The 22480-nt window shown below is 33.5% G+C and carries 25 protein-coding genes; 13 read left to right on the forward strand and 12 right to left on the reverse strand.

Annotated elements, in window-relative coordinates; genetic code table 11:
• The 12 genes from BLQ93_RS01770 (at position 1) to BLQ93_RS01825 (ending at position 9876) form a co-directional block, all read left to right on the forward strand.
• Positions 1 to 414, forward strand: coding sequence for a PadR family transcriptional regulator (locus BLQ93_RS01770; RefSeq protein WP_092127763.1), 414 nt, complete (start codon positions 1 to 3; stop codon positions 412 to 414).
• Positions 411 to 722, forward strand: a complete 312-nt coding sequence (locus tag BLQ93_RS01775; RefSeq protein WP_092127765.1) for a DF family (seleno)protein — start codon at positions 411 to 413, stop codon at positions 720 to 722. Before BLQ93_RS01770 ends, BLQ93_RS01775 begins: the two co-directional genes overlap by 4 nt.
• Before the next feature lie 106 nt (positions 723 to 828).
• Positions 829 to 1566, forward strand: a complete 738-nt coding sequence (gene modA, locus BLQ93_RS01780) for a molybdate ABC transporter substrate-binding protein (protein WP_159427468.1) — start codon at positions 829 to 831, stop codon at positions 1564 to 1566.
• Positions 1553 to 2296, forward strand: coding sequence for a molybdate ABC transporter substrate-binding protein (gene modA, locus BLQ93_RS01785; protein WP_092127769.1), 744 nt, complete (start codon positions 1553 to 1555; stop codon positions 2294 to 2296). Before modA (BLQ93_RS01780) ends, modA (BLQ93_RS01785) begins: the two co-directional genes overlap by 14 nt.
• A 14-nt stretch (positions 2297 to 2310) precedes the next feature.
• Positions 2311 to 3156, forward strand: a complete 846-nt coding sequence (modD, locus tag BLQ93_RS01790) for a ModD protein (protein ID WP_092127771.1) — start codon at positions 2311 to 2313, stop codon at positions 3154 to 3156.
• A gap of 82 nt (positions 3157 to 3238) precedes the next feature.
• Complete coding sequence (locus tag BLQ93_RS01795) at positions 3239 to 4054, forward strand: electron transfer flavoprotein subunit beta/FixA family protein (protein ID WP_092127773.1); 816 nt, start codon at positions 3239 to 3241, stop codon at positions 4052 to 4054.
• Positions 4055 to 4065: 11 nt separating this feature from the next.
• Positions 4066 to 5076 carry an electron transfer flavoprotein subunit alpha/FixB family protein gene (locus BLQ93_RS01800; RefSeq protein ID WP_092127775.1) on the forward strand — a complete coding sequence of 337 codons (1011 nt, stop codon included), beginning with the start codon at positions 4066 to 4068 and terminating at the stop codon, positions 5074 to 5076.
• Between the two features lie 11 nt (positions 5077 to 5087).
• Positions 5088 to 6389 carry an FAD-dependent oxidoreductase gene (locus tag BLQ93_RS01805; protein WP_092127777.1) on the forward strand — a complete coding sequence of 434 codons (1302 nt, stop codon included), beginning with the start codon at positions 5088 to 5090 and terminating at the stop codon, positions 6387 to 6389.
• The gene (locus tag BLQ93_RS01810) at positions 6386 to 6661 is read left to right on the forward strand and encodes a ferredoxin family protein (protein WP_025392642.1); all 276 of its coding nucleotides are present in this window, start codon (positions 6386 to 6388) and stop codon (positions 6659 to 6661) included. Before BLQ93_RS01805 ends, BLQ93_RS01810 begins: the two co-directional genes overlap by 4 nt.
• A 68-nt stretch (positions 6662 to 6729) precedes the next feature.
• Positions 6730 to 8040: a citrate (Si)-synthase gene (locus BLQ93_RS01815; protein ID WP_092127779.1), complete on the forward strand. Its 1311-nt coding sequence runs from the start codon at positions 6730 to 6732 to the stop codon at positions 8038 to 8040.
• A gap of 74 nt (positions 8041 to 8114) precedes the next feature.
• Positions 8115 to 9029 carry an ADP-glyceromanno-heptose 6-epimerase gene (gene rfaD / locus BLQ93_RS01820; protein ID WP_092127781.1) on the forward strand — a complete coding sequence of 305 codons (915 nt, stop codon included), beginning with the start codon at positions 8115 to 8117 and terminating at the stop codon, positions 9027 to 9029.
• Positions 9022 to 9876, forward strand: coding sequence for a radical SAM protein (locus BLQ93_RS01825; protein ID WP_216818717.1), 855 nt, complete (start codon positions 9022 to 9024; stop codon positions 9874 to 9876). The genes rfaD and BLQ93_RS01825 overlap by 8 nt, the downstream gene beginning before the upstream one ends.
• Positions 9877 to 9880: 4 nt before the next feature.
• On the opposite strand, the gene BLQ93_RS01830 is transcribed toward BLQ93_RS01825, so the two are convergent.
• From BLQ93_RS01830 to BLQ93_RS01860, 7 genes are read right to left on the reverse strand one after another with little or no spacing between them, the layout of a single operon-like run.
• Positions 9881 to 12250 (reverse strand): flagellin N-terminal helical domain-containing protein, encoded by a 2370-nt coding sequence (locus BLQ93_RS01830; RefSeq protein ID WP_092127783.1) that lies wholly within the window; start codon positions 12248 to 12250, stop codon positions 9881 to 9883.
• 9 nt (positions 12251 to 12259) lie between these two features.
• A complete protein-coding gene (gene flgK / locus BLQ93_RS01835; protein ID WP_092127785.1) occupies positions 12260 to 14008 on the reverse strand; it encodes a flagellar hook-associated protein FlgK in 1749 nt (582 codons plus the stop codon).
• Between the two features lie 2 nt (positions 14009 to 14010).
• Positions 14011 to 14415 carry a flagellar protein FlgN gene (locus tag BLQ93_RS01840; protein ID WP_025392636.1) on the reverse strand — a complete coding sequence of 135 codons (405 nt, stop codon included), beginning with the start codon at positions 14413 to 14415 and terminating at the stop codon, positions 14011 to 14013.
• The gene (locus tag BLQ93_RS01845) at positions 14408 to 14698 is read right to left on the reverse strand and encodes a flagellar biosynthesis anti-sigma factor FlgM (RefSeq protein WP_025392635.1); all 291 of its coding nucleotides are present in this window, start codon (positions 14696 to 14698) and stop codon (positions 14408 to 14410) included. The genes BLQ93_RS01840 and BLQ93_RS01845 overlap by 8 nt, the downstream gene beginning before the upstream one ends.
• Positions 14699 to 14741: 43 nt before the next feature.
• Positions 14742 to 15461, reverse strand: a complete 720-nt coding sequence (locus BLQ93_RS01850) for a lytic transglycosylase domain-containing protein (protein ID WP_216818718.1) — start codon at positions 15459 to 15461, stop codon at positions 14742 to 14744.
• Positions 15462 to 16583 carry a flagellar basal body P-ring protein FlgI gene (locus tag BLQ93_RS01855; RefSeq protein WP_092127787.1) on the reverse strand — a complete coding sequence of 374 codons (1122 nt, stop codon included), beginning with the start codon at positions 16581 to 16583 and terminating at the stop codon, positions 15462 to 15464.
• Positions 16559 to 17260, reverse strand: a complete 702-nt coding sequence (locus BLQ93_RS01860; protein ID WP_092127789.1) for a flagellar basal body L-ring protein FlgH — start codon at positions 17258 to 17260, stop codon at positions 16559 to 16561. The genes BLQ93_RS01855 and BLQ93_RS01860 overlap by 25 nt, the downstream gene beginning before the upstream one ends.
• Positions 17261 to 17384: 124 nt before the next feature.
• Here BLQ93_RS01860 and BLQ93_RS01865 point away from each other — a divergent pair, with 124 nt between their 5' ends.
• Positions 17385 to 17726: a hypothetical protein gene (locus BLQ93_RS01865; RefSeq protein ID WP_025392631.1), complete on the forward strand. Its 342-nt coding sequence runs from the start codon at positions 17385 to 17387 to the stop codon at positions 17724 to 17726.
• Between the two features lies 1 nt (position 17727).
• Here BLQ93_RS01865 and BLQ93_RS01870 read toward each other — a convergent pair whose 3' ends face one another.
• The 5 genes from BLQ93_RS01870 to gatB are packed head-to-tail and all read right to left on the reverse strand — an operon-like array spanning position 17728 to position 22480.
• Positions 17728 to 18639, reverse strand: a complete 912-nt coding sequence (locus BLQ93_RS01870; protein WP_092127791.1) for a nuclease-related domain-containing protein — start codon at positions 18637 to 18639, stop codon at positions 17728 to 17730.
• The gene (locus BLQ93_RS01875) at positions 18639 to 18977 is read right to left on the reverse strand and encodes a hypothetical protein (RefSeq protein WP_092127793.1); all 339 of its coding nucleotides are present in this window, start codon (positions 18975 to 18977) and stop codon (positions 18639 to 18641) included. Before BLQ93_RS01875 ends, BLQ93_RS01870 begins: the two co-directional genes overlap by 1 nt.
• Entirely contained in the window at positions 18967 to 19776 is an 810-nt protein-coding gene (accD, locus tag BLQ93_RS01880) for an acetyl-CoA carboxylase, carboxyltransferase subunit beta (RefSeq protein ID WP_025392628.1), read from the reverse strand. Before accD ends, BLQ93_RS01875 begins: the two co-directional genes overlap by 11 nt.
• Before the next feature lie 5 nt (positions 19777 to 19781).
• Positions 19782 to 21059, reverse strand: coding sequence for a dihydroorotase (locus tag BLQ93_RS01885; RefSeq protein WP_092127795.1), 1278 nt, complete (start codon positions 21057 to 21059; stop codon positions 19782 to 19784).
• Complete coding sequence (gene gatB / locus BLQ93_RS01890) at positions 21056 to 22480, reverse strand: Asp-tRNA(Asn)/Glu-tRNA(Gln) amidotransferase subunit GatB (RefSeq protein WP_092127797.1); 1425 nt, start codon at positions 22478 to 22480, stop codon at positions 21056 to 21058. The genes BLQ93_RS01885 and gatB overlap by 4 nt, the downstream gene beginning before the upstream one ends.

The raw sequence follows: 22480 nt of genomic DNA on the forward strand, positions 1-22480 counted from the left end.
ATGAAAAATGTAGAAAATGAAACAAAACCGTCAGTAAAAATCAAAAGATGGTGTGAAAACTACCCAGCAGAGCGCCCACCCAGGTTTTTGAGGGCATTTATGTTGTATATTTTAACTCAAGGACCCAGGCATGGCTTTAAAATTATAGAAGCACTCCAGGATATGGGTATAAAGTATGAAGATGTGGGTGACTTTGGCTATATTTACAAAACATTAAACGCTATGGAAAAAGATCACCTTATTGTTTCATCTTGCGACATTAATGATAAAGGTAGAGGTAATTACAAAAAAATCTACACGCTAACAGATAAAGGAAAAGCAGAACTCAAACTCTGGATCGTATCTTTAACAAATTTAAAAGAAAGTCTTGAGAGTTTTTTGCATGCATGTAAAAATATACTGGAGAGCTTATGAAAAAGATAGAATTTTTGTTTTTTAGCGGTTGTCCAAATTCTGAGCCTACTTATAACAATTTGATGGAAGCGTTAAAAGAATTAAATTTAAGTATTAATGTTGAAAAAATTGATGTGGAAACACTTGAAAAAGCTAATGAAGTAAATTTTTTGGGATCACCATCCATATATATTGATGGTGTTGATATTTATACAATGCAAAAACCAAAAGAAGTTAATTATGCCTGCAGGACTTTTGATATAGGTGGCAAAAAATCTGGTGTAATACCAAAAGAATTTATTAAAGATAGACTGAAAAGTTTTATTTAGTTTTCAAGTCTTACGTTAGCTTAAAATTTAATATATTATATTTAAAAAATATTTGCTTGACAATTAACGTTATATAAAATACTATATATCAAAAAGGAGGTGTATGATGAAAAAGTTACTTACTGTGTTATTTGTTATTTTTTTTGTTCATATGTCTTATGCAAATGAACTAAAAGTTGTGATTGCGCCAAACCTTGACAAAGTAATAAAACCAATCAATGCAGAGTTTGAAAAGTTAAATAATGGTGTTAAAGTAGTAACCATACCACTTGTATCTGGCGCTGCTTATCAGCAGATTACCAATGGTTACCCTGTAGATGTTTTTATGTCAGCTGACGCAAAGTATCCACAAGAGCTGGTAAAAAAAGGTTTTGGCGATGATTATTACATATATGCTATCGGTAAACTGGTAATCTGGACAAATAGCAATGTAAAATTGGACAAAGATTGTATAAACACTTGTCTTGATGGAAATGTATCGCATATTGCAATTGCAAACCCAAAACTTGCACCTTACGGAAGAGCTTCAATTGAAGCTTTAGAATCTGCCAATATTTACGATAAAGTCAAGCATAAGATAGTTTTTGCAAATGATGTATCACAGGCTCAACAGTTTGCTCAAACGCGTAGCGCTCAAATAGCTTTTATACCATTGGCTTTGGTAATTAAATCAAATGTAGGTCATTATTGTGAAGTTGACCAAAATTTATACAAACCAATAAAACAGGCAATGGTTGTAATAAAATCTTCAAATGAAAAAGAATTGGCTAAAAAGTATGTAGATTTTATTAAATCAAATCAAGCAAAAGAAATATTTAAAGGATTTGGGTATGCTACGCCATAATTTATTTGTTATTTTTGCTTTTTTGTTTTTTTGTAATGTAAGTTTTGCTTCAAAGCTTGTGATAGTCTATACACCGAGTATGCAAGGACCCATAAAAACAATTAATTCGTTATTTGAAAAGCAAAATGGAAATATCGAAATTACAGCAATACCTATTATCGCTGGGGCAGCTTTTGAACAGATAAAAAATGGCTACCCTGCAGATATTTTTATATCGGCAGATACAATGTATCCCAAAAAACTTATTGAAGAGGGTTTTGCTTTAGAAAACTCATACTTTGTATATGCAAAAGGTGTGCTTGCCCTATATTCAAACCTTGAAATACTAAACAAACAAAGTTGTTTAGAAAACGTAAGTAAATTTCAAGGCTATATTGGCATAATTAACCCAAAGCTTGGTCCATATGGCAAGGCAACAATGCAGGCTTTAGAAAACTCACATTTGCTATACGAGACTCAAAAAAGGTTTGCACAAGGAAAAGATGCGCTTCAAGTGTTGCAATTTGCTCAGACAAAAAGTGTATCTATGGCTTTTTTGCCACTTTCATTGGTAATAAATGAAAAAAGTGGTAATTATTGCATTGTAGATAAGAAATTATATTTGCCAATAAACCAGGCAATGGTTATACTTAAATCGTCAAAAAATAAAAATGACGCATTTAAGTATTTAGAGTTTATGAAATCAAATAAAGTAAAAGAAATATTAAAAACTTACGGTTTTGAAGCTTAATTTTGGGAGTTTCAATGATTTATTTTTCGTGTGAGGAAATAGACAAACTAATTAGCGATGATTTAGCCTACAGCGATTTGACAACTGATATTTTAGATATTGATGGTGATTGTAAACTAGAGTTCATTGCAAGGCAGGATCTGGTAGTCTGTGCAAGTGAAGAAGCAAAAAGTGTATTGAAAAGGTTTGATTTAAAGATAGAAACACTTGTGCCTTCCGGGAGTTTTGTCAATAAAGGTCAATTGTTGCTTTCAGCATATGGAAATTTCAAAAATGCACAGAGTTGCTACAGGATTTGTTCCAATTTAATGGAACACGCCAGTGGTTTGGCTACAAAAACAAGAAATTTTGTAGAATTGGCAAAAAGCCAAAATCCAAGTATCAGAGTAGCCACAACAAGAAAGACCTTTCCATTTGCAAAAAAACTTTCAATTAAAGCAATTTTAAGCGGTGGAGCAAGTGTCCACAGACTTGGTTTATCAGAAAGTATTTTGATTTTTAAAGAGCATATCGTGTTTATGGGTGGTTTTGAAAAGTTACTTACCAAAGTAGACGAGATTAAACGCAAAGCTTACGATAAAACGGTGTGTGTTGAAGTTGAAAATCTTGATGAAGCAATTTATTTGGCAAAAGCTGGTATTGAATTTTTACAACTTGATAAATTTGATATAGAAAAAACCAAACAAGCCACAGAATCTTTAAGAAAAATTAATAATTCCATAAAAATTGCTGTAGCTGGCGGCATTAACGACAGCAATGTAGTAGAATACGCAAAAACCGGTGTTGATTCTATTGTTACTTCCTGGTTGTATTTTGCAAAACCAGCCGATATTGGAGTAAAGTTTACAAAAATCGGATAATATTCCACTTTGTGCTTGACATATTTTTATTTTTGTATAAAAATAAAATAACTATATGGCAAAATCAAAAAGGAGGTTTTGAGTGCATTCATTAGTTTTTATTAAGCAAGTTCCAGATGCGGCTCAAGTTAGGGTTGATTATGAAACCGGTACACTTATAAGAGAAGGCGTACCAGCTATAATTAACCCGTTTGATACGCATGCTATTGAAGCAGCAGTCCAGATAAAGGACAAATTTGGTGGTAGTGTATCTGTTTTGTGTATGGGCCCTCCAATGGCAGAAGAAGCGTTAAAAAAAGCGCTTGCTATGGGTGCAGATAATGTGTTTTTACTGAGTGATAGGGTTTTTGCAGGTTCCGATACATTGGCAACAAGCTATGCACTATGGGCTGGTGCACAAAAAGTGATACAAGAAGTTGGTCCGGTTGATATATTTTGGGCAGGAAAACAGGCAATCGATGGAGATACAGCTCAAACTGGCCCAGGTATAGCAACACGCTTTGATGTTCCTTTGGTTACATATGCAGTTGAAATTAAAGAGGTTGACCCACAGGCAAGAAAAATGAAAATAGTAAGGTTGCTTGAAGGTGGTACAGAAACCGTTGAAGTTCCAATGCCATGTTTGATAACAACGGAAGAAACACTTAACCACATAAGGTTTGCTCCATTGCCATACCTTATAAAAGCTGCCAGAACACCTGTGGTTTTGCTTAATTCTTCAAATACGACGATAGATGCATCTCAATGCGGTTTGAAAAATTCGCCTACAAAGGTTAAAAAGGCATTTACGCCACCAAAAAGAGAGCGTGGAGAGATGATCGAAGGGAGTTTAGACGAAATTGTAAATACAGTTTATGCTAAAATAGAGCCAATGCTTAAGCAGTTGGGAAAAGTTTAAGGGGTGGATAGATGATTAAGCAAGATATAACACAATATAAAAATGTATGGGTTTTTATAGAACACAATGAAGGCAAAATTGAGAGAGTATCTCTTGAATTGCTAAGCAAAGGTGCAGAACTTGCAAAAGATCTTGGTTGCGAAGTATGTGCATTTACTGTTGGAGATAAAGTTGAGCAATTTGCAAAAGAAGTTGGTGAATATGGAGCAAAAAAGTTTTATATAATCGAAAATCCAGCATTGAAAGAGTACAGAACAGAGCCGTGGAGAGATGCAATAGTATATTTAATTGACAAGTATAAACCTGAAGTTGCTTTAGTGGGAGCCACTACACTTGGTAGAGATCTGGCTGGTACTGTAGCAACAAAATTATCAACAGGTTTAACAGCAGACACTACAGCTTTAGATATTGATCCTTCAACCAAAAACCTTTTAATGACACGACCCACATTTGGTGGTAACCTTATGGCAACAATATTTTGCCCAGATAACAGACCCCAAATGTCAACAGTGCGACCAGGTGTTTTTAAAGCTGTAAAAAATCCTACAAAACCAGAGATAATAAAAGAGAAATACGATATTACAGAAGATAAAATAGTAAAGAAAATTATCGAAAAAGTCCAAACAGGTGAAGAAAAGGTAAATTTGAGTTTTTATGAAGTAATTGTTGCTGGCGGCAAAGGTATGGGCAAAAAAGAAAATTTAAAATTGCTCGAAGATCTGGCAAATGTTCTTGGTGGTACCTGGGCGGTTTCAAGAAAAGTGGTTCAGGCTGGTTGGGCACCACAATCAAGACAGGTAGGACAAACTGGTCAGACTGTCCACCCAAAAATTTATATAGCAGCAGGTATTTCTGGTGCTGTGCAGCACGTTGCTGGCATGAAATCCTCAGATATTATAATAGCAATAAATACAGATCCAGAAGCGCCGATATTTGAAGTGGCTACATATGGGATAGTTGGCGATTGTTTACAAGTATTACCAAAAATGACAGAAATGTTTAAACAAAAGTTGGTTAAATAGGGAGTGTAGATATGAGAAAAAAGGATTTTGATGTTGTTATAGTAGGTGCAGGACCAGCTGGATTGGCTGCAGGGTACGTTTTAGCCAAAGCAAAAGTTAATGTAGCAATTATTGAGCGTGGTACATTTCCTGGTTCAAAAAATGTAATGGGTGGAATTTTTTATAGAAAAGCACTTGATGATTTAATGCCAGATTTTTACAAAGAAGCGCCACTTGAAAGGCATATTATAGAACAAAAATTATGGTTAATCTCAGAAGATTCTGTATTTTCTACAGGAATTAGGAGTGAAAAATTTAATAAAGAACCATATAATTGTTTTAGTGTGTTTAGGGCAAAATTTGATAAATGGTTTGCGCAAAAAGTTCAAGAAGCAGGTGCTCTAATTATAAATGAAACTGTGGTGAAAGACCCAATTGTTGAAAATGGTAAAGTTGTTGGTGTTAGAACAGATAGACCAGATGGTGACTTATACTGCGATTGTGTAATAGCGGCAGATGGCGTAAATTCATTTTTGGCAAAATCTTTAGGTTTAAGAGAAAAAATTACACCAAATAAAGTTGCAATAGCTGTAAAAGAGATTATTGGATTACCGGAAAACGTAATTAATGACAGGTTTGGTGTGTCAAATGATTCAGAAGGTGTAACAATTGAAATCACAGGTCCATATTTTGAAGGTATGGAATCGATGGGTTTTATATATACAAATAAAAATTCTGTATCCATTGGTGTTGGAACTATAATTGAAGATATAATAGAACACAAAGTAAATCCAAATGATTTGCTTGAAAAATTCAAAACGCATCCTGCTATTGCGCCATTGATAGCTGGTGGAGAAACAAAAGAGTATTTAGCTCACATGATACCAGAAGGTGGCTATTACGCTGTACCAAAGCTTTATACAGATGGATTTATGGTAACAGGCGATGCTGCGATGCTGGTTAACAGTGTTCACAGGGAAGGTTCAAACCTTGCAATTGAATCTGGAAAACTTGCAGCACGCACATATCTGGAAGCAAGAGAAAAAGGCGATTTTAGTGCTAAATCGCTCAGTGCCTATCAAACAAAAATGGAAGAATCATTTGTATTAAAAGACCTTAAGATGTATAGGAACTTACCTCATCTTCTTGAAGAAAAACGATACCTATTAACAAAATATCCACAGTTAATTATAGATTCTATGTATAATATTTATAATGTGGATGGTGTTTCTAAACCGGATAAAATTAAAGCTATTAAAGAAAGATTGAAAAAAGATTTTGGTTACTGGAACTTGGCAAAAGATATGTTTACATTATGGAGGAAATTAGGATGAGAATTGAAGATAAATTATATTTAGTAGGTTATAATGTAGACGAAGAAGGTTCTCATTTAGGTGTGAGTGATCCTGAAGCGTGCAAAAAATGTCAAGGTAGGCCCTGTACATATGTGTGTCCAGCCAGTGTTTATACTTATGATGAAGAAGAACAAAAGTTATCTATAAACTATGATGCATGCGTGGAGTGTGGTACTTGCAGGATAGCCTGTGATTATATTACTTGGAGATACCCAAGAGGTGGTTTTGGAGTTGCATATAAATTTGGATAGAATCATATTGACAAACAATTTATTAAGAGTAAATTGTTAATTAGAAATTTTACGTAAGGAGGTTTGATATGTCCTTTTTAAAGGAAAAATTAGCTGAGAAAATCGCTCAGCACAGACCACGCACTACTAGGCTTCTCAAAGAGTTTGGTAATGTAAAAATTGACGAGGTTACTATCTCGCAGGCTATTGGTGGGATGAGAGGTATTAAGTGTTTGGTAACTGATATTTCTTACTTGGACCCAGAAGAAGGAATTAGATTTCGTGGTTACACAATCCCAGAAGTATTAGAAAAATTGCCAAAAGTTCCAGGTGCAGAGATGCCTTATGTTGAAGGTCATTTTTATTTACTGTTAACAGGTGATATCCCAACAGAAAAAGAAGTTAAAGAAGTAGCAGAAGAGTTCAAAAAGAGAAGAGCTTTGCCTGAGTATGTAAAAGATACTTTAAAAGCTATGCCAAGGGATACTCACCCAATGACCATGTTTGCAGCTGGTATTTTAGCAATGCAAAGAGAGTCAAAATTTGCAGCATACTACAACGCTGGTAAATTTAACAAAAACACAGCGTGGGAACCAATGTTTGAAGATGCAATGGATCTGATGGCAAAGTTACCTTCACTTGGTGCATATATATATAGAATGAAATATAAAAGTGATACACATATACCATCAAACCCTGATCTTGATTTAGGTGGTGATTTTGCTAATATGATGGGTATTGATAAACCATACGATGATGTTGCAAGATTGTATTTTATACTGCACTCAGATCATGAAAGTGGCAATGTTTCGGCTCATACTGCTCACCTTGTGGCATCAGCATTATCTGATGCATACTATGCATATTCTGCTGCTATGTGCGGTCTTGCTGGGCCATTGCATGGTCTTGCAAACCAGGAAGTATTAAAATGGATACAAGAAACCATAGATAAGAAACTAGGTGGAAAGGTTCCAACCAAAGAAGAATTGAAGAAATTCGTAGAAGAAACATTGGCAAGCGGTCAGGTAATACCAGGATACGGTCATGCAGTTCTAAGAAAAACAGACCCACGCTATATGGCCCAAAGGGAATTTGCACTTAAGCATATGCCAGATGACCCAATCTTCCAGGTTGTTTCAATGCTTTTTGAAGTAGTTCCACCGATTTTGTCTTCACTTGGCAAAGTAAAGGATCCATGGCCAAATGTTGATGCACATTCTGGTTGCATCCAATGGCATTATGGTGTTGTAGAGTATGATTTCTACACAGTATTGTTTGGTATCGGAAGAGCATTAGGTGTTCTTGCCAACCTTGTATGGGATAGAGCACTTGGATATGCAATTGAAAGACCAAAATCTGTTACTACAGATATGCTTGAGAAATGGGCAGGAATTAAGTAATTTAAGGTTTAGCGAAAATCTAGCAAGGGAGGGGTTTTTAAAATAAACCTCTCCCTTTTTTTATGGAGGGATGTGTGGATATATTAATTACAGGTGGTGCTGGCTTTATTGGATCAAATTTAGCTCTTGCACTTCAAAAAATGGCTGATAATATATCAGTTGTTGATGATTTTTCCAAAGGTGTCTACAAAAATCTTGAAGGTTTTGAAGGAGATGTTGTAGTCGCAGATATATCTATTAAAAATTTTGATTGGGAGCATTATTTAGATTTTGAACCAGACTATATTTTTCATGAGGCTTCAAATACTGATACAACATATCCAGACGATAAAGAGATGCTAAGAAGCAATATTGAAGGTTTTAGAAATGTACTAGAGTTAGCTATAAATTCTCAAGCCAAAGTTATTTATGCATCAAGTGCTGGTGTTTATGGAAAGGGTACTATCCCTATGAGTGAAAATTCTCAAAGAGACCCAAAAAATGCATATGCGTTTTCAAAGTATATAATGGAAAATATAGCAAGAAAATACGCAGAAAATTATGATTTAGAATGTGTGGGTTTGAGATACTTTAATGTTTATGGTCCCAGGGAATCTTTTAAAGGCAAAGCAGCAAGTATGATTTATCAGTTAGCCTTGCAAATGAAAGAAGGCAAAAGACCGCGCATATTTGAATTTGGAGAGCAATTTAGAGACCAGATTTATGTTAAAGATGTGGTTGAGGCAAACTTGCAAGCTATGGAAGCACCATCCGGTGTTTATAATGTGGGCACTGGTAAACCTACAACTTTCAATAAAATTGTGGAAGTTTTAAATAAAGTTTTAAAAACAAACTTAGAACCAGAATATATAAAAAATCCCTACACTCAATTTTATCAGGACCAAACATTGGCTGATATGAATTTATCTGCAAGTAAAATGGGTTTTGTAGCAAAGTACGATATAGAATCTGGTATAGAAGATTACATGAGGTGGCTTGGCTTTGCTTGATATTGAAAAACTTGTAGGCACTTCTTGCAGATTGTGCCCAAGAAACTGTAAGACAAATCGCAATATAGAAACTGGTTTGTGTAAAACAAACAATAAAATTGAAATAGCGAGTTTTAATTTACATTTTGGCGAAGAACCTCCAATTAGCGGAAATTATGGTAGTGGTACTGTGTTTTTTGCAGGTTGCAATATGGCCTGTGTGTTTTGTCAAAATTATCCAATAAGTCAGTTAAAAAGCGCTTATAAAACAATTGATGAATATGCACTTGCTGATATTTTTTTAGAATTGCAAAATAGAAAAGCTCACAATATTAATTTGGTAACACCTTCTCATTTTGTTCATTTGATTTGCAAATCTATTGAAATTGCAAGACAAAAAGGTTTTAACATACCAGTTTGTTACAATACAAGCTCTTATGATAAAGTGGAAGTTATTGAATATCTAAACGATTATGTTGATATTTATTTAGCTGATTTAAAATATGCAGATGATGAGTTATCTTACAAGTATTCTGGTGTGTCTGATTATTTTAAGGTAGCTACAAGAGCAATTATAAAAATGCAAGAAACAAAAGGTCCTTTAATATTAAAAAACAATTTAGCTATAAAAGGACTGATTATAAGACATTTGGTTTTACCAAACAATATCGAAAATTCAAAAAAAGTTTTGGATTGGATTGTAGACAATATAGACAAACCCACAATTTCTTTAATGAGGCAGTATTTTCCTGCATACAAAGCTTCTTTATATCCAGAACTATCAAAAAAACTAAATAATTCTCAATGGAACAATATACTTGATTATGCCTACAAATTAGGTATTGATGGTTATTTTCAAGTAGCCTAACTTTTTAGAGATAATTAAACAAACTTAATTGGTTAATTTTAGCAAAACTTTGTAATAAAGCCTGCATAATCGTAATTTCTCTTTGATAATCACTAATTATTTTTGCATAGTTTGCATCTTGTAGGTTGGATAATGTTTGAGCATTAGATAAAGAAGTATTATCAATGCGCTTTTGCGCAAGTTGCATACGCTGCTCATAGGCACCAATAACCGACCGATTTGCATCTACTTGAGATAGAGAATCTTGAATATTAGTTATTGATTGTTGAAGCATGTTTGTAAGTTTAATAGAAAACGAATCGCCATTTTTTAATAAAGGGGTTACATAGGTGCCATTTATTTTTTGTGGTGCTAAAGTTAAATTTAGTCCATCTGGTAACTGAATTTGTGTAGTATTTAAAAAGCTTGCAATAGCATCATTTGAATTTGCAGCTGTTGCATAAGAAGCAATTGCATTATTTTTTGAGTCTAAAACGGTTATTTTAAATATCCCACTTGCAACACCCATTGTAATTTTGCCGATATTTTGGTTTTTTGAATCCATAATTGTAATTGTATGGGAAGCTGTAATATCACTTGAGCTACCAGATACGCTAAATGTCCAATTTTGAGAATTATTACCTGTATAATAGCCAGAAATAGTTGGCATAAGTGTAGATCCCGCACTAAAGCCAGTTGCTTTTGAGATTTGATTTACACTTTGCCCAAGTATTGCAGCCTGGGCATTGTCAAATGCATCAAATACATCTATACCACCGCCTTGCTGTATAGTGTTAAATACACCAAATATATTAGCTGAGCTGACAACATTAATGGATAAATTAAGTTTACTTGTCCCACCTCTTAGATCTTGTATTACAATTTTGCCGTGCTGGATACATGCAGATACTGTGCCCAAAAATGCATTTGAAATGCCATGGCTTATTGAGTTAAACAGACCAAATACTGGTATTGAGTTTGATTTAGTTTGTATTGCTATATTTAATACGCTTGAGCCTACTTTATTGTCAGCAATGTGTATTATGCCATGATTTATGGTAGCTGTAACATTAAATACTCTACCGATACTTGTAAGCATTGCAGAAACTGTGGTGTTAGCAGAAAATGATATTGTTGTGCTCATTCCAGAATGGTTTAAACCTCTAATTATGATTGCGCTACCATTTGTAAGTTGGCTAATAGTTGTAGTACCATTTGCAATTGTACCATCTGAAAGAGTTAAAGTTGTATTATTTTGTAAAACTTCTTGAGTACTAAGGTGAGTTATGTAATTTAATAGTTGAGATACTGTTGCATTAGCAGATACTAAAAAAGCTGGACCAGAAACAATATTACCGTTGTGATCTATTCCTGTTAGCACTATCCTTTGTCCAGTTTGTAAAGCTACATTTGATAAAGCGTTTGCCAAGTGCAAATCTACAAGTTTTGTTTGAGCAGTTGCAGGGTCATTTGAAGAGTTTAGCAGCAAGTTGTTTGATTGAAGGGTTTGATGCTGCATATAGAGCATGTCTTTTGCATTAATGGTTATTGGTGTATTTAAACCGTCAGAGTAAGCTATAGCTAGATTGTTGTTATCTCCCACGTAGACATTGTTTCCACCTGGAGAATAAGAAAAGGTAAAACTTCCACTTGCGCCTTTTGGTATATAAATTTTTATTCCCCTACCTGTATTAAACCAACCTCCAGTTTGTAAAAGGTTTGAGATGTCTGCAGAATTTGATAGAACATCGCCGCCTGCGCTTGATCTATCAATGCCGTCTGAGCTTATTGATATTACATTGCCATTACTATCTGTAATTGAGAGTTTTCCTGAAGTAATATTAACTGTATAAGTACCACTTTGAAACTGATTTAAATCTCCAAAGTTTTTTGAAGTAGTAATCTGAAAAGCATTGTTTGAAGGATTATTTATAATCGCCGCCTGTTGCGTAATATTTTGCACGGGTGCTGTATTTGTCAAAAATCCGCTAAATAAATAGTTACCACCAAACATTGTATTTGCACTGTTTTTAATTTCTGCTTCTACTGCCTGGAGTTGTTGGGCGATAGCAGTATTACTTGCTATGTCGTTTGTAGCATTTGCAGCTTGAATAATCAAAGAACCAGAATTTTGCAAAAGCTGGCTGATATTTTGTGTTGCAGTATCTTGAGCTGAAAGTAAAGAGTTTGCATAATTTATATTCGATTTATATTGATCAAACCGTGTTTGTATATCGCTTATAGTTAAAATTTGCGAAAGTGCTATTGGGTTATCTGATAGGTTATTGACACTTTTCCCAGTGGCCATTTGAGTTTGTGTGTTATACAGTTGAGTATTTACATTGTTTATATTTGATAAAAAGTTGCTATATAGCATATCTTGTGTTATTCTCATAACACACTCCTACTGCACCATATTGATTAAAGATTGCGTTACTTGTTCAATTACACTTATAAATCGTGCAGATGCTTGATAAGCCATCTGGTATTTAATTAGATTTGCAGCTTCTTCATCTAATGATACGCCTTCTTGAGATGATACTAAGTTTTGTGTTTGTGTAACAAGAGCGTTTTGGGCACTTAAAAGGTTTTGGTTTGCCTGGACATCAGAGCCAATTTTGCCTAAAAATGCGTTGTAGTATTGGTTTATTGTTTGCGTGTTTGAAATCATTACGTTTTGCGTTTGTAAGTTTGCTATAGCCAAAGCATTTGAGTTATCACCAGGCAACATAGATTTGCCTGCAGCAATTTTGCTTTGATCATTTACAATTACCGGATTAACGCTTATATTTGAAGCGTTTGTGCCAGTAAAAAATGTATTTATACCGACAGCAGCTAAAAAGTTAGAAGTATCGCCAGCAAATGAAAACGTATATCCATTGTTAGATATAATTTGTACATAGCCTTGATTTATACCAGATAAACTCATCGAAATGCCATATTGACCAAGAATATTATTAAAGTTTTTGCTTATATTATCAAAACTATCATTTGAAGTTATTGGTATAGAAACTGTATTTACAAGATTATTATTCGAATCATAGACATTTACACTTAATGTCCCACTCTTTAGAGGTAGATTTACCCCCGCTTCTTCTGATTCGGTAATTGAATTTGATGCACTATTAAGCTCGTATGTACTTTGCGTTTGTGTATATGCACTTAATCCGCTTCCACCTGAGTGTAGAATATTTACTTGGTTTATAATAGAGTTTGAAAGGGTATTTAGACTATTCATATAATCTGGAAGCTTTTTTGAAGCCAATTGTATAACAGCCCCAAGGCTTCCTTGGGATATCTGGTTTGTTATATCTGTGAGGTTTCCAATTGCATCTTGAAAAAAAACATTGTTATTTTGACCATTAGTGGTTTTCGTTATAAGTTTATTATAAGTGGTTCCAGATACAAGCGGTAAACCGCCAATTAATATTGTAAGATCTTCTTGAGAAGTTGAGAGGGTTTGGTTTTGCTGAGATGGAGCATATGTGTTAAATACATTTACATTTGCAATCTTTTGGAGTTGCTGAATTAACTGATTTCTTTGATCTATAAGTGTATTTGCAGTTTGATTTGGTGCAAGAGTGGCTAGTTTTATTTCGTAGTTTATATTTGCTATATTTTTAGCTAAAGTATTAATTTGATTTACATATGATGTCATTTGTGAGTAAAGGTTATTTTGCAATTGCTGTAGTGAATTATATGTTGATTGAATAGTTTGAGAAAGTGTCAAACCGCTTTGGATAACTTGCTGGCGTGCTGTCGCCAGATCTGGGTTTGAAGAAAGTGATTGCCAAGAATTAAAAAAATTATTTAGAGCTGTATTTAAACCGGTATTGTTTTGTTCATTGAATAAATTTTGCACTTGCGTAAGTTGGTCATTTAATGTTTGATAGTAGGATTGTAAATTTAATTGTTGATTTAGCGTATTGTCTAAAAGCTGGTTTCTTGCAGATGTAATTGAATTAATCTGTGCCCCTAAACCAAAAGCACCAATTTGAGTTATTTGAGGGTATTTTTCAACTATATTTGGTGATTCTCTAGTATATCCTGGCGTATTGGCATTTGCTATATTATTACCTGTTATATTTAGCGCATTTTGTGAGACATTAAGTCCACTTACTCCAATGTAGAGACCGTCAAAAATAGAAGGCATCTTTATATAGTCCTTGTAAAATTTGATTTGTATGGTATATAAGCTTTGTTATTATATGTTTGATTCAATTGCATGAAGCTTGCATACAAATTTAGCATGGAAGTTGAAAAAGCTAAATGTTGTTTTGCAATTTTCTCATTTATGCTATTTTCGTAAAGAAATTTACTTGAAATTTCAATAATTTTGCTTTCATATTTTGATATAATAGCTTTTGAAACGCCTAATTCTTTTAGTTTATTGAGATTTGTATTTATAATATTTAGATAAGTTTCTTTTTCTTGAAGAATTGACAAAATTCCATCTGTATCAACTGTAATAAGGCAAGCCCTTTCTTTGCGTGAAATCTCTATTAAACGTTCATAGCTAGTTACTATAGTATTAATGCATAACTCAATTTGTTTATCCATTTTTTAATTCCTCAAGTATGTTTTTTGCTAGTTCAGTAAGGTTTGGTTTATATGTGCCATTTTCATAAGCTTTTTGAACTGCTTCAAGGCGTTTTTGATGGTTTGTTTCAATATTTGATATGTTTGCTAAAACTTTTGCTACTTGCGAAATATCGATGCTATCTTGCGATACACTTCTTTTATCGCTATCAATTTGGTTATTTTGTTGAATTTTATTTTTTTGAATTTTGTTCTGGTTTGTTAGAGCCTCTATATTTGAACCAAGCACATCTATGATTTTCATTTTTCACCTCCTTAGTCTAAATATCGGATGATAGCATAAAAATTTAAGCTTTTTCATAGTAAGAAATTACCTTTTGAACATATTGAACAGTTTCTTTAAATGGAGGTATTCCGTTAAATTTTTTAACATTGCCAATACCTGCGTTATATGCTGCCAAAGCAAGTGGAATGCTCTTTAAATTTGCGATCAAATCACTTAAGTACTTAGTACCAGCCATAATATTTTGTATTGGATCGAATACATTTGTTACACCAAGACTTTGAGCAGTTTGGGGCATAAGTTGCATCAATCCTGCTGCACCTTTTGGAGAAACTGCTTTTGGGTTAAAGTTTGATTCTGCTTTGATAACACTTAGTATTAACTTTTCTGGTACTTTAAACATTAAAGAAGCCTGTTTTACAATTTCTTTAATGTCTTTTGGTAGGTTTATTTTAAAAGGAATATAGTTATTTTGATTAAGAGGTATTGGTTGTTGAATTTTAGGAGATTTTGTCTCTTCAATAGCTTTTTTTAAAGAGTTGAAAATTAGATTTGCAATTCCAAAACTACTTGTATCGGCAAGTTTATTTGCCAAAGCATTTTGATACATAGACCTATAAATACTATTTTCAGCCGAATTGCCAAGTGTGCTATCTTCTCCTATTTTCATAGTTTTCAACATCATTTCAATAAAGATTGCCTCAAAATCTTTTGATAATTGTTTTAATTTTTCTAAATTATGATTATTGTTTTGGTTTATTGTTCCAATACTTTCAACATTCATCTACATTACCTCAAGTGATGCATTCAGGCTACCTGCTTGTTTTAATGCTTCTAGTATAGCAATAATGTCATTTGGCGTAGCGCCAGCTTTATTTAAAGCATTAACGAGGTCTTTTACTGTTGCACCTTTGTAAAAATTTAAGAAACGGCTTTGTTCTTGATTAACCGTAATTGTTGGATTTTGTGTAACAGTTGTTTGACCGGCTGAAAGTGGTGGAGGCTGTGAAACTTGCCTGTTTGGGCTTATTGTTACGGTTAGATTGCCATGTGACACACTTACCGGATTAACTGTTACATTACCACCAATAACAACTGTACCTGTTCTTTCGTCTATAACTACTTTTGGTTTTACTTCATTTTGAATTGTTAATTGGTTTATTGCTGATACGAAACCTACTATATCGCCTTTATATAAATCAGGAACATCAACAACAACACTTCCAGAATCATTTGCATGAGCAATATATTGTTTAAAGTGGGAATTAATTGCCTGCTGTATTCGATTTGCCATTGTGAAGTCCGGATGATTCAAATCAAAATACAATTTATCCATCCCGGATAAATCGACTTCAACCTGTCTTTCTACTATGGCTCCATCTGGTATAATAGCTGTTGTAGGGAAATTTTGCCTTACGTTGCCCCCCGCTGTTCCAAAACTAAAACCACCAATAGATAATGGGCCTTGAGCTACAGCATAAACTTTACCATTTGCTCCAACCAATGGAGTCATAAGAAGTGTGCCACCTTGTAAGCTTTTGGCATCTCCAATCGAAGCTACATTTACATTTATACGTGAACCTTCTTTAATAAATGGTGGAAGATTAGCTGTTACCATTACCGCTGCAATATTTTTTGTTTGTAGACTTGCTGTTAAAGCTGGTGGTAAATTTACGTCAAAACGCTTTAACATATTAATAACGGATTGTATTGTAAACTTTGCGTTTGTTCCATCACCTGTTCCAGCAAGTCCTACTACAAGACCGTATCCAACAAGTTGATTTTGCCTTACACCTCTAACATTTGTTATATCACCAATTCTAACTTCAGCTGCGTAAGAGTTTACACTATACAAAATAACCGTTATTATAATCAAAAATTTTAAAAAGGTCTTATGAGTTGCCATAGTTTTGCAAGCCATCCTATATTGTGCGTATCACTTACAACACCTTTGCCATTATAGTATATCTTGGCATCGGAAATCAAGTTGGAATCTATTGTGTTTGAGCTTGAAATATCATATTTGCTTATTATACCAGTTAATACAACTGTATTTTCTTCACCATTTGTATATACCTGTTTTTCACCTCTTATAAAAAACCTATTGTTTGGTAATGCTTTTATGATTCTTGCTTCAATTGTTGCAGTCAGAGTATTGCTGGATTGATTTGTACCAGAGCCTTTATAGCTATTTGAGCCACCAAAATTAGCTAAATTGTTGCCACCACCACTTGCTAAATTCAAAGCGCTAAAAATACGGTTTTGCATGCCGAGCAAAGTAGTAAGACCACTATTTGTCGAGGAGGATTCACTTGTTTGTGTTTGAGAAGTATTTTTGCTTACTGTTTGTTCGCTTACAATTACAGTTACTAAATCTCCAACATGAGAAGCTTTGATGTCGCTTACAAGGCTCGAAGAATTATCACTCCATAAAGAACCCAAAGCAGTTTTATCACTTTCTTGTACGGATGGTTGATCTTTTACATATTGAGGCATCTTTTCGTAATTAGCTTTAATTTGAGCGCTTGAACACGAAGCAAGCATAAAAGCTATACCAATTAAACCAAGATGTTTAAACTTCATAGCCTACCTCCTGCTACGAATACTAGCAAAATTTATTCCAGAATTTAAAAACGAGTGATTTTTGTTGAGATTTGTTAGATATAGATTATTATACTATAAAAACAAATAAACAGGGAGGTATACTATGAAGAAATTAGTTCTTACAATAAGTGGTGTAATATTTAGTTGCAGTCTTGCGTTTGCTGGCCCTTCTGGCTATGGTGGGTGTCCTGGTCCAATGATGAAAGGTTATGGACAAGCACAGTATCCGATCCAAAATATTGGCGAAGCAAAAGCAAAAGATATGATAAGACAATTTCTTGATTCAAATAATATGAAAGATTATAAAATTATAAATATACAAAAAATTCAGGTCCCAAGGGGCACTGCCTATTATGCTACAATTGAAGGAAAAAATAAACAACAGTACGAAATACATGTAAATCCATGGGGTTATGTAGTAGGACCATTTGCTTTGCCAAGATAATCTAAAACGGTCTAAGTGTGTGTGTTCCCACTATAATTTTTTTAATATTTGATAGTCTGTGTGTTTGGATTGTTCCAAATTTATCAAGACTGATAAATAACTTTTGGCATTCAAACTCACGAGTTGTAAAATCAACATATTCGATTTTTAATTTAGATTTGCAACTTGTAAGTGTGTGATTTATATTTATTGTTTTAATGTTTTTTAATTGTAGTTCTATGTTTGGTCTATGGCAGGCAATAATATTGTTTTTAATAATTCCCTGTATTGGCTGGTTATTTATTGTAATAATTTTGTCAAAAGAGGGAAGTTGTTCTAATATTTGAACAGCCCACGAGTTATTTTTTTCATTGCCTGATTTTTGATCTAAAAATTTATCTAACTCAGATAAATATATTACGCCATCATCAAATGACCTTATATTATCAATATTAGTTGATAAATTTAAAAACACAACAACACTTATAAACTTTATTGTTGAAAAACGATTATCTAAATGCAATAAATATTTCTTTAACTGTTTTGTAAAAAGAATTGTTTTGTATAATGGATTCGGTAATTCTTTATATGTTTGATTTAAGTGTTTGTCTGTTTTTAGTTGTATAATTTTATTTTCTTTATAAGAATCGAATGTATCATTTTTAAAATTTGCTGCATAATACACAGTTCCTTTATAGTTTTTCATTTCTATACAAAATATTGTGTTGTTATGATAACAAATTGCATCTATTTCTAAAAAATGATTTTTGTTGTAAGGACTTTTTAGTATGCGATTGAAAAACACTTTATAATTTTTTTCTATTAAAAATTTTTGCAAAATATTTTCTGCACCAAAACCAAATAGTTCTTTATTGTTTGATTCAATTAAGAATAATCTATCCCATAATTTTTTAAATACGCAAAAAAGAAACATTACACATTAATATCAATATTTACGCCTATTTGATTTTCTTCTTTTGGACAAAAATTTAAAATCTCACAAATACAATCATAGTCTTGAAAAAATTCTTTGTGGTTTTTTTTAGAATAAAATCTAAGTATATTTTTACCATCTTTTATAATTAGGTCGATTTCAAAGTTATCAAGATTTTTTTTAAATTTTTTTAAAAAAAGCTTTTTATATTTATTTGAGGTTTTCTTTTGTGATTGTTTTTTCTGGGGTTGCTTGTTTTGTCTATAAAAACTTTCTTCTTTTTCGCTAATTCCTCTAAGTGCGTCAATTTTTTCAATAGCTAATGTTTCATCGTCCATTATAAAAAAATTCTAAAAATTTGGCTATGGTGTCAGGCAAGTCTTTTCTTTCACATATTATATCTATAAAACCCTTTTCCAGTAAAAACTCAGATCTTTGAAAACCTTCTGGCAGGGCGTGGCCTATAGTTTGTTCAATAACACGTGGACCTGCAAAACCGATTAATGCTTTTGGCTCTGCTATAATAATATCCCCAAGCATGGCAAAACTTGCAGATACACCACCTGTTGTAGGGTCTGTTAATACAGATATATAAGGCAATCCTTTTTCGGCAAGTTTTGTTAGGGCAAAAGAAGTGCGTTCCATTTGCATTAAAGATAATATACCTTCTTGCATTCTTGCTCCGCCAGATGAGCTTATAATAACCAACGGTAGATTATGCTTTATTGCCTTTTCGATAGCTCTTACTATTTTTTCACCTGTAGCATAGCCCATAGAGCCACCTAGGAAAGAAAAATCCATAACAACAATTACGCATGGTTTATCTTTGATAGTGCATGTGCCACAAATTACGGCTTCTTTATTGGATGTTTTTTCAATTGCTTCGTTTATTCTATCTTTATAGGGTTTTAGATCAACAAAGTTTAGGGGGTCTTTTGTTTTTATATTTGCATCAAATTCTTTAAAACTGCCAGGATCAACTGTTATGTTTATGCGATTTTTTGCTGATATCCTAAAATAATAGCCACATTTGCACACCCAAAAATTACGCTGTAGTTCATCAATATAGGTAGTTTCTCCACAGGATGGACATTTAATCCATTTTTCTTCGTTTTTTTTCTTTTTTTTGAATAACATAAAACTCACCTTCTATATACAATTTTTCCTTTGTAAATGGTCTGTTCTACGCTTCCTACCAGCGTTTTATTATTAAACGGTGTATTTTTGCCTTTTGATTTAAATTCATTTGTATCTACTACCCATTGTTTATTGACATCAAGCAAAACAATATTTGCAAAAGAACCTTCAGATAGAGTACCTGCATCAAGTCCAAAAACTTTTGCAGGTTTAATAGTTAAAAGCTCTATAGCTTTTTGCAGGCTTATAATATTTTGTTTGACCAGATAGGTATTTACAACACCAAAAGCTGTTTCAAGACCACTTATACCAAAGCTTGCTTCTTGAATTGGTACGTTTTTTGTATCAAGCTCATGCGGTGCATGGTCTGTTGCAATAGCGTCTACAAGATCTTGCTTAAATGCATTTTTAATCATATCTAAATCTTCTTTAGACCTGAGTGGAGGGTTGACTTTAGCGTATGTATTATAATTGTAAACCTCATCTTCTGTTAGCGAAAGATGATGAGGTGTTACTTCGAATGTTATATTTAAACCTTCTTTTTTGGCTTTTTTGATTAGTTCTATAGATTCTTTTGCACTAACATGGCATATATGTAAACGAGCTTGGCTTACTGATCTTAGTATTTCTATATCTCGAGCTATCATGATGCTTTCTGAGATGTTTGGTATGCCTTTAAGACCAAGTTCAAAAGCTACTTTGCCATCATTTATTACGCCATCTTTTGAAAAGGCGAGTTCTTCTTCGTGTAAAGCAAAAACTGTTCCAATATCCTTTGTATAAACCAAAGCAGTGTATAATAAATTAGGATCAAATACTGGCTTACCATCATCGCTAAAAGCAACACAACCGGCATCTTTTAGGCTTAAATAATTGCAAAGCTGTTTACCTTCCTGATTTTTTGTTATAGCCCCAATTGGGTAAACATCGCAAAAACCTGCTTCTAAAGCTTTGTTTTTAATGTAGGATACCACAAGCTCACTATCTATTGGTGGGTTTGTGTTTGGCATACAGCAAATACTTGTAAAGCCACCAGCTACTGCAGCCAGTGAACCTGTCTGGATAGTTTCTTTTTTTGTAAAACCAGGTTCTCTTAAGTGTGTGTGTAAATCAACAAAACCTGGGCAGACAACAAGACCACTTGCATCAATTTCATTATCTATTGATATGCCGCTTGCATTTCCAACAAGTTCAATTTTATCGTTATTTATTACAACATCTGCAATCTTTTGGATATTATTTGCGGGGTCAATTACGAGACCTGAGTGGATAATAGTTCTCATATTTCACCTAATTTTTTTATTATAAGTTCATTGACTATCTTGGGGTCAGCTTTACCTTTTGTTGCTTTCATTACAGCACCTACAAAAAAACCTATTGTATTTTTCTTTCCAGCTTTGTACTGCTCAACTGCTTTGGGGTTATTGGCTATTGCTTCATCCAGGGCTTTTTCTATAATTCCTGTATCTTGAATAAGCGTTAAATTTTCTTTTTCTATAATTATTTTTGGCGAAAGGCCAGTTTCATACATTTTTGCAAAGACCTCTTTTGCTATTTTACCACTAATAACATTATTTTCAACTAAATTTATTAGTTCAGCTAAGTCGTCGGGCTTTATTAAAAGCTGTGTAATATCCTTATTATCTTTATTTAAATAGCCTAATGTTTCAGTTAAAACCCAGCTTAAGGCAGATTTTGGGTTTGATTTTTTTGCAACTTCTTCGTAAAAATCGGCAAGTTCTTTTGACTCAATTAGTGTTTTTGCGTCTTCTTCTTTGATATTGTAAGTTTTAATAAATCTGTTAAATTTTTGTAAAGGCAACTCTGGCAAATCACTTTTGATCAACTCCAAAAAATTGTCTTCAATAACAATAGGAACAAGGTCTGGATCAGGAAAATACCTGTACTCGTAAGCTTCTTCTTTTGAGCGCATAGGTTTTGTTGTAAAAGTTTTTTCATCAAAAAGCCTGGTTTCTTGAACAATTTCTTTATTATCCATGACTATTTGGATTTGGCGCTCAATTTCGTACTCAAGGGCTTTTTCGACATGTTTAAAAGAATTCATGTTTTTGATTTCTACTTTTGTGCCAAGTTCTGTTTGACCTTTGGGCTTAATTGATATGTTTGCATCGCATCTTAGCGAACCCTCTTCCATGTTTCCATCACAAATGCCAAGGTATCTAACAATCCTTCTTAAAGATCTTAAGTATTCGTAAGCCTGTCTTGGTGTGCTTATGGCTGGTTTCGATACGATTTCAAGCAAAGGCACGCCCGTTCGATTAAAATCTACGAGGCTTGAGTCGTGCGTGTGTATTGTTTTGCCCGCATCTTCTTCAATGTGTATACGCTCAAGAGGTATTTTTGTAAAGCCATTCTCATCTTCAATCTCAACATAACCACCAGTTAAGATTGGCAGTTCATATTGCGATATCTGGTAATTTTTTGGTAAATCTGGGTAGAAGTAATTTTTTCTTGCCATTACAGAGTACTTGTTTATATTGCAATTTAGAGCAAGACCAAGTTTTACCGCAAATTCCACTACTTTTTTGTTTAATACAGGTAAAACGCCTGGCATACCCATACATATGGGACACACATTTTCATTTGGAAGCAAACCAAATTTTGTTGAACAAGAGCAGAAAATTTTGCTATCTGTTAATAGCTGTATATGAACTTCCAAACCAATTGTAGGTTCGAATTCCAT

This window comes from Desulfurella multipotens (genome assembly GCF_900101285.1).
GTDB classification, from domain to species: domain Bacteria; phylum Campylobacterota_A; class Desulfurellia; order Desulfurellales; family Desulfurellaceae; genus Desulfurella; species Desulfurella acetivorans.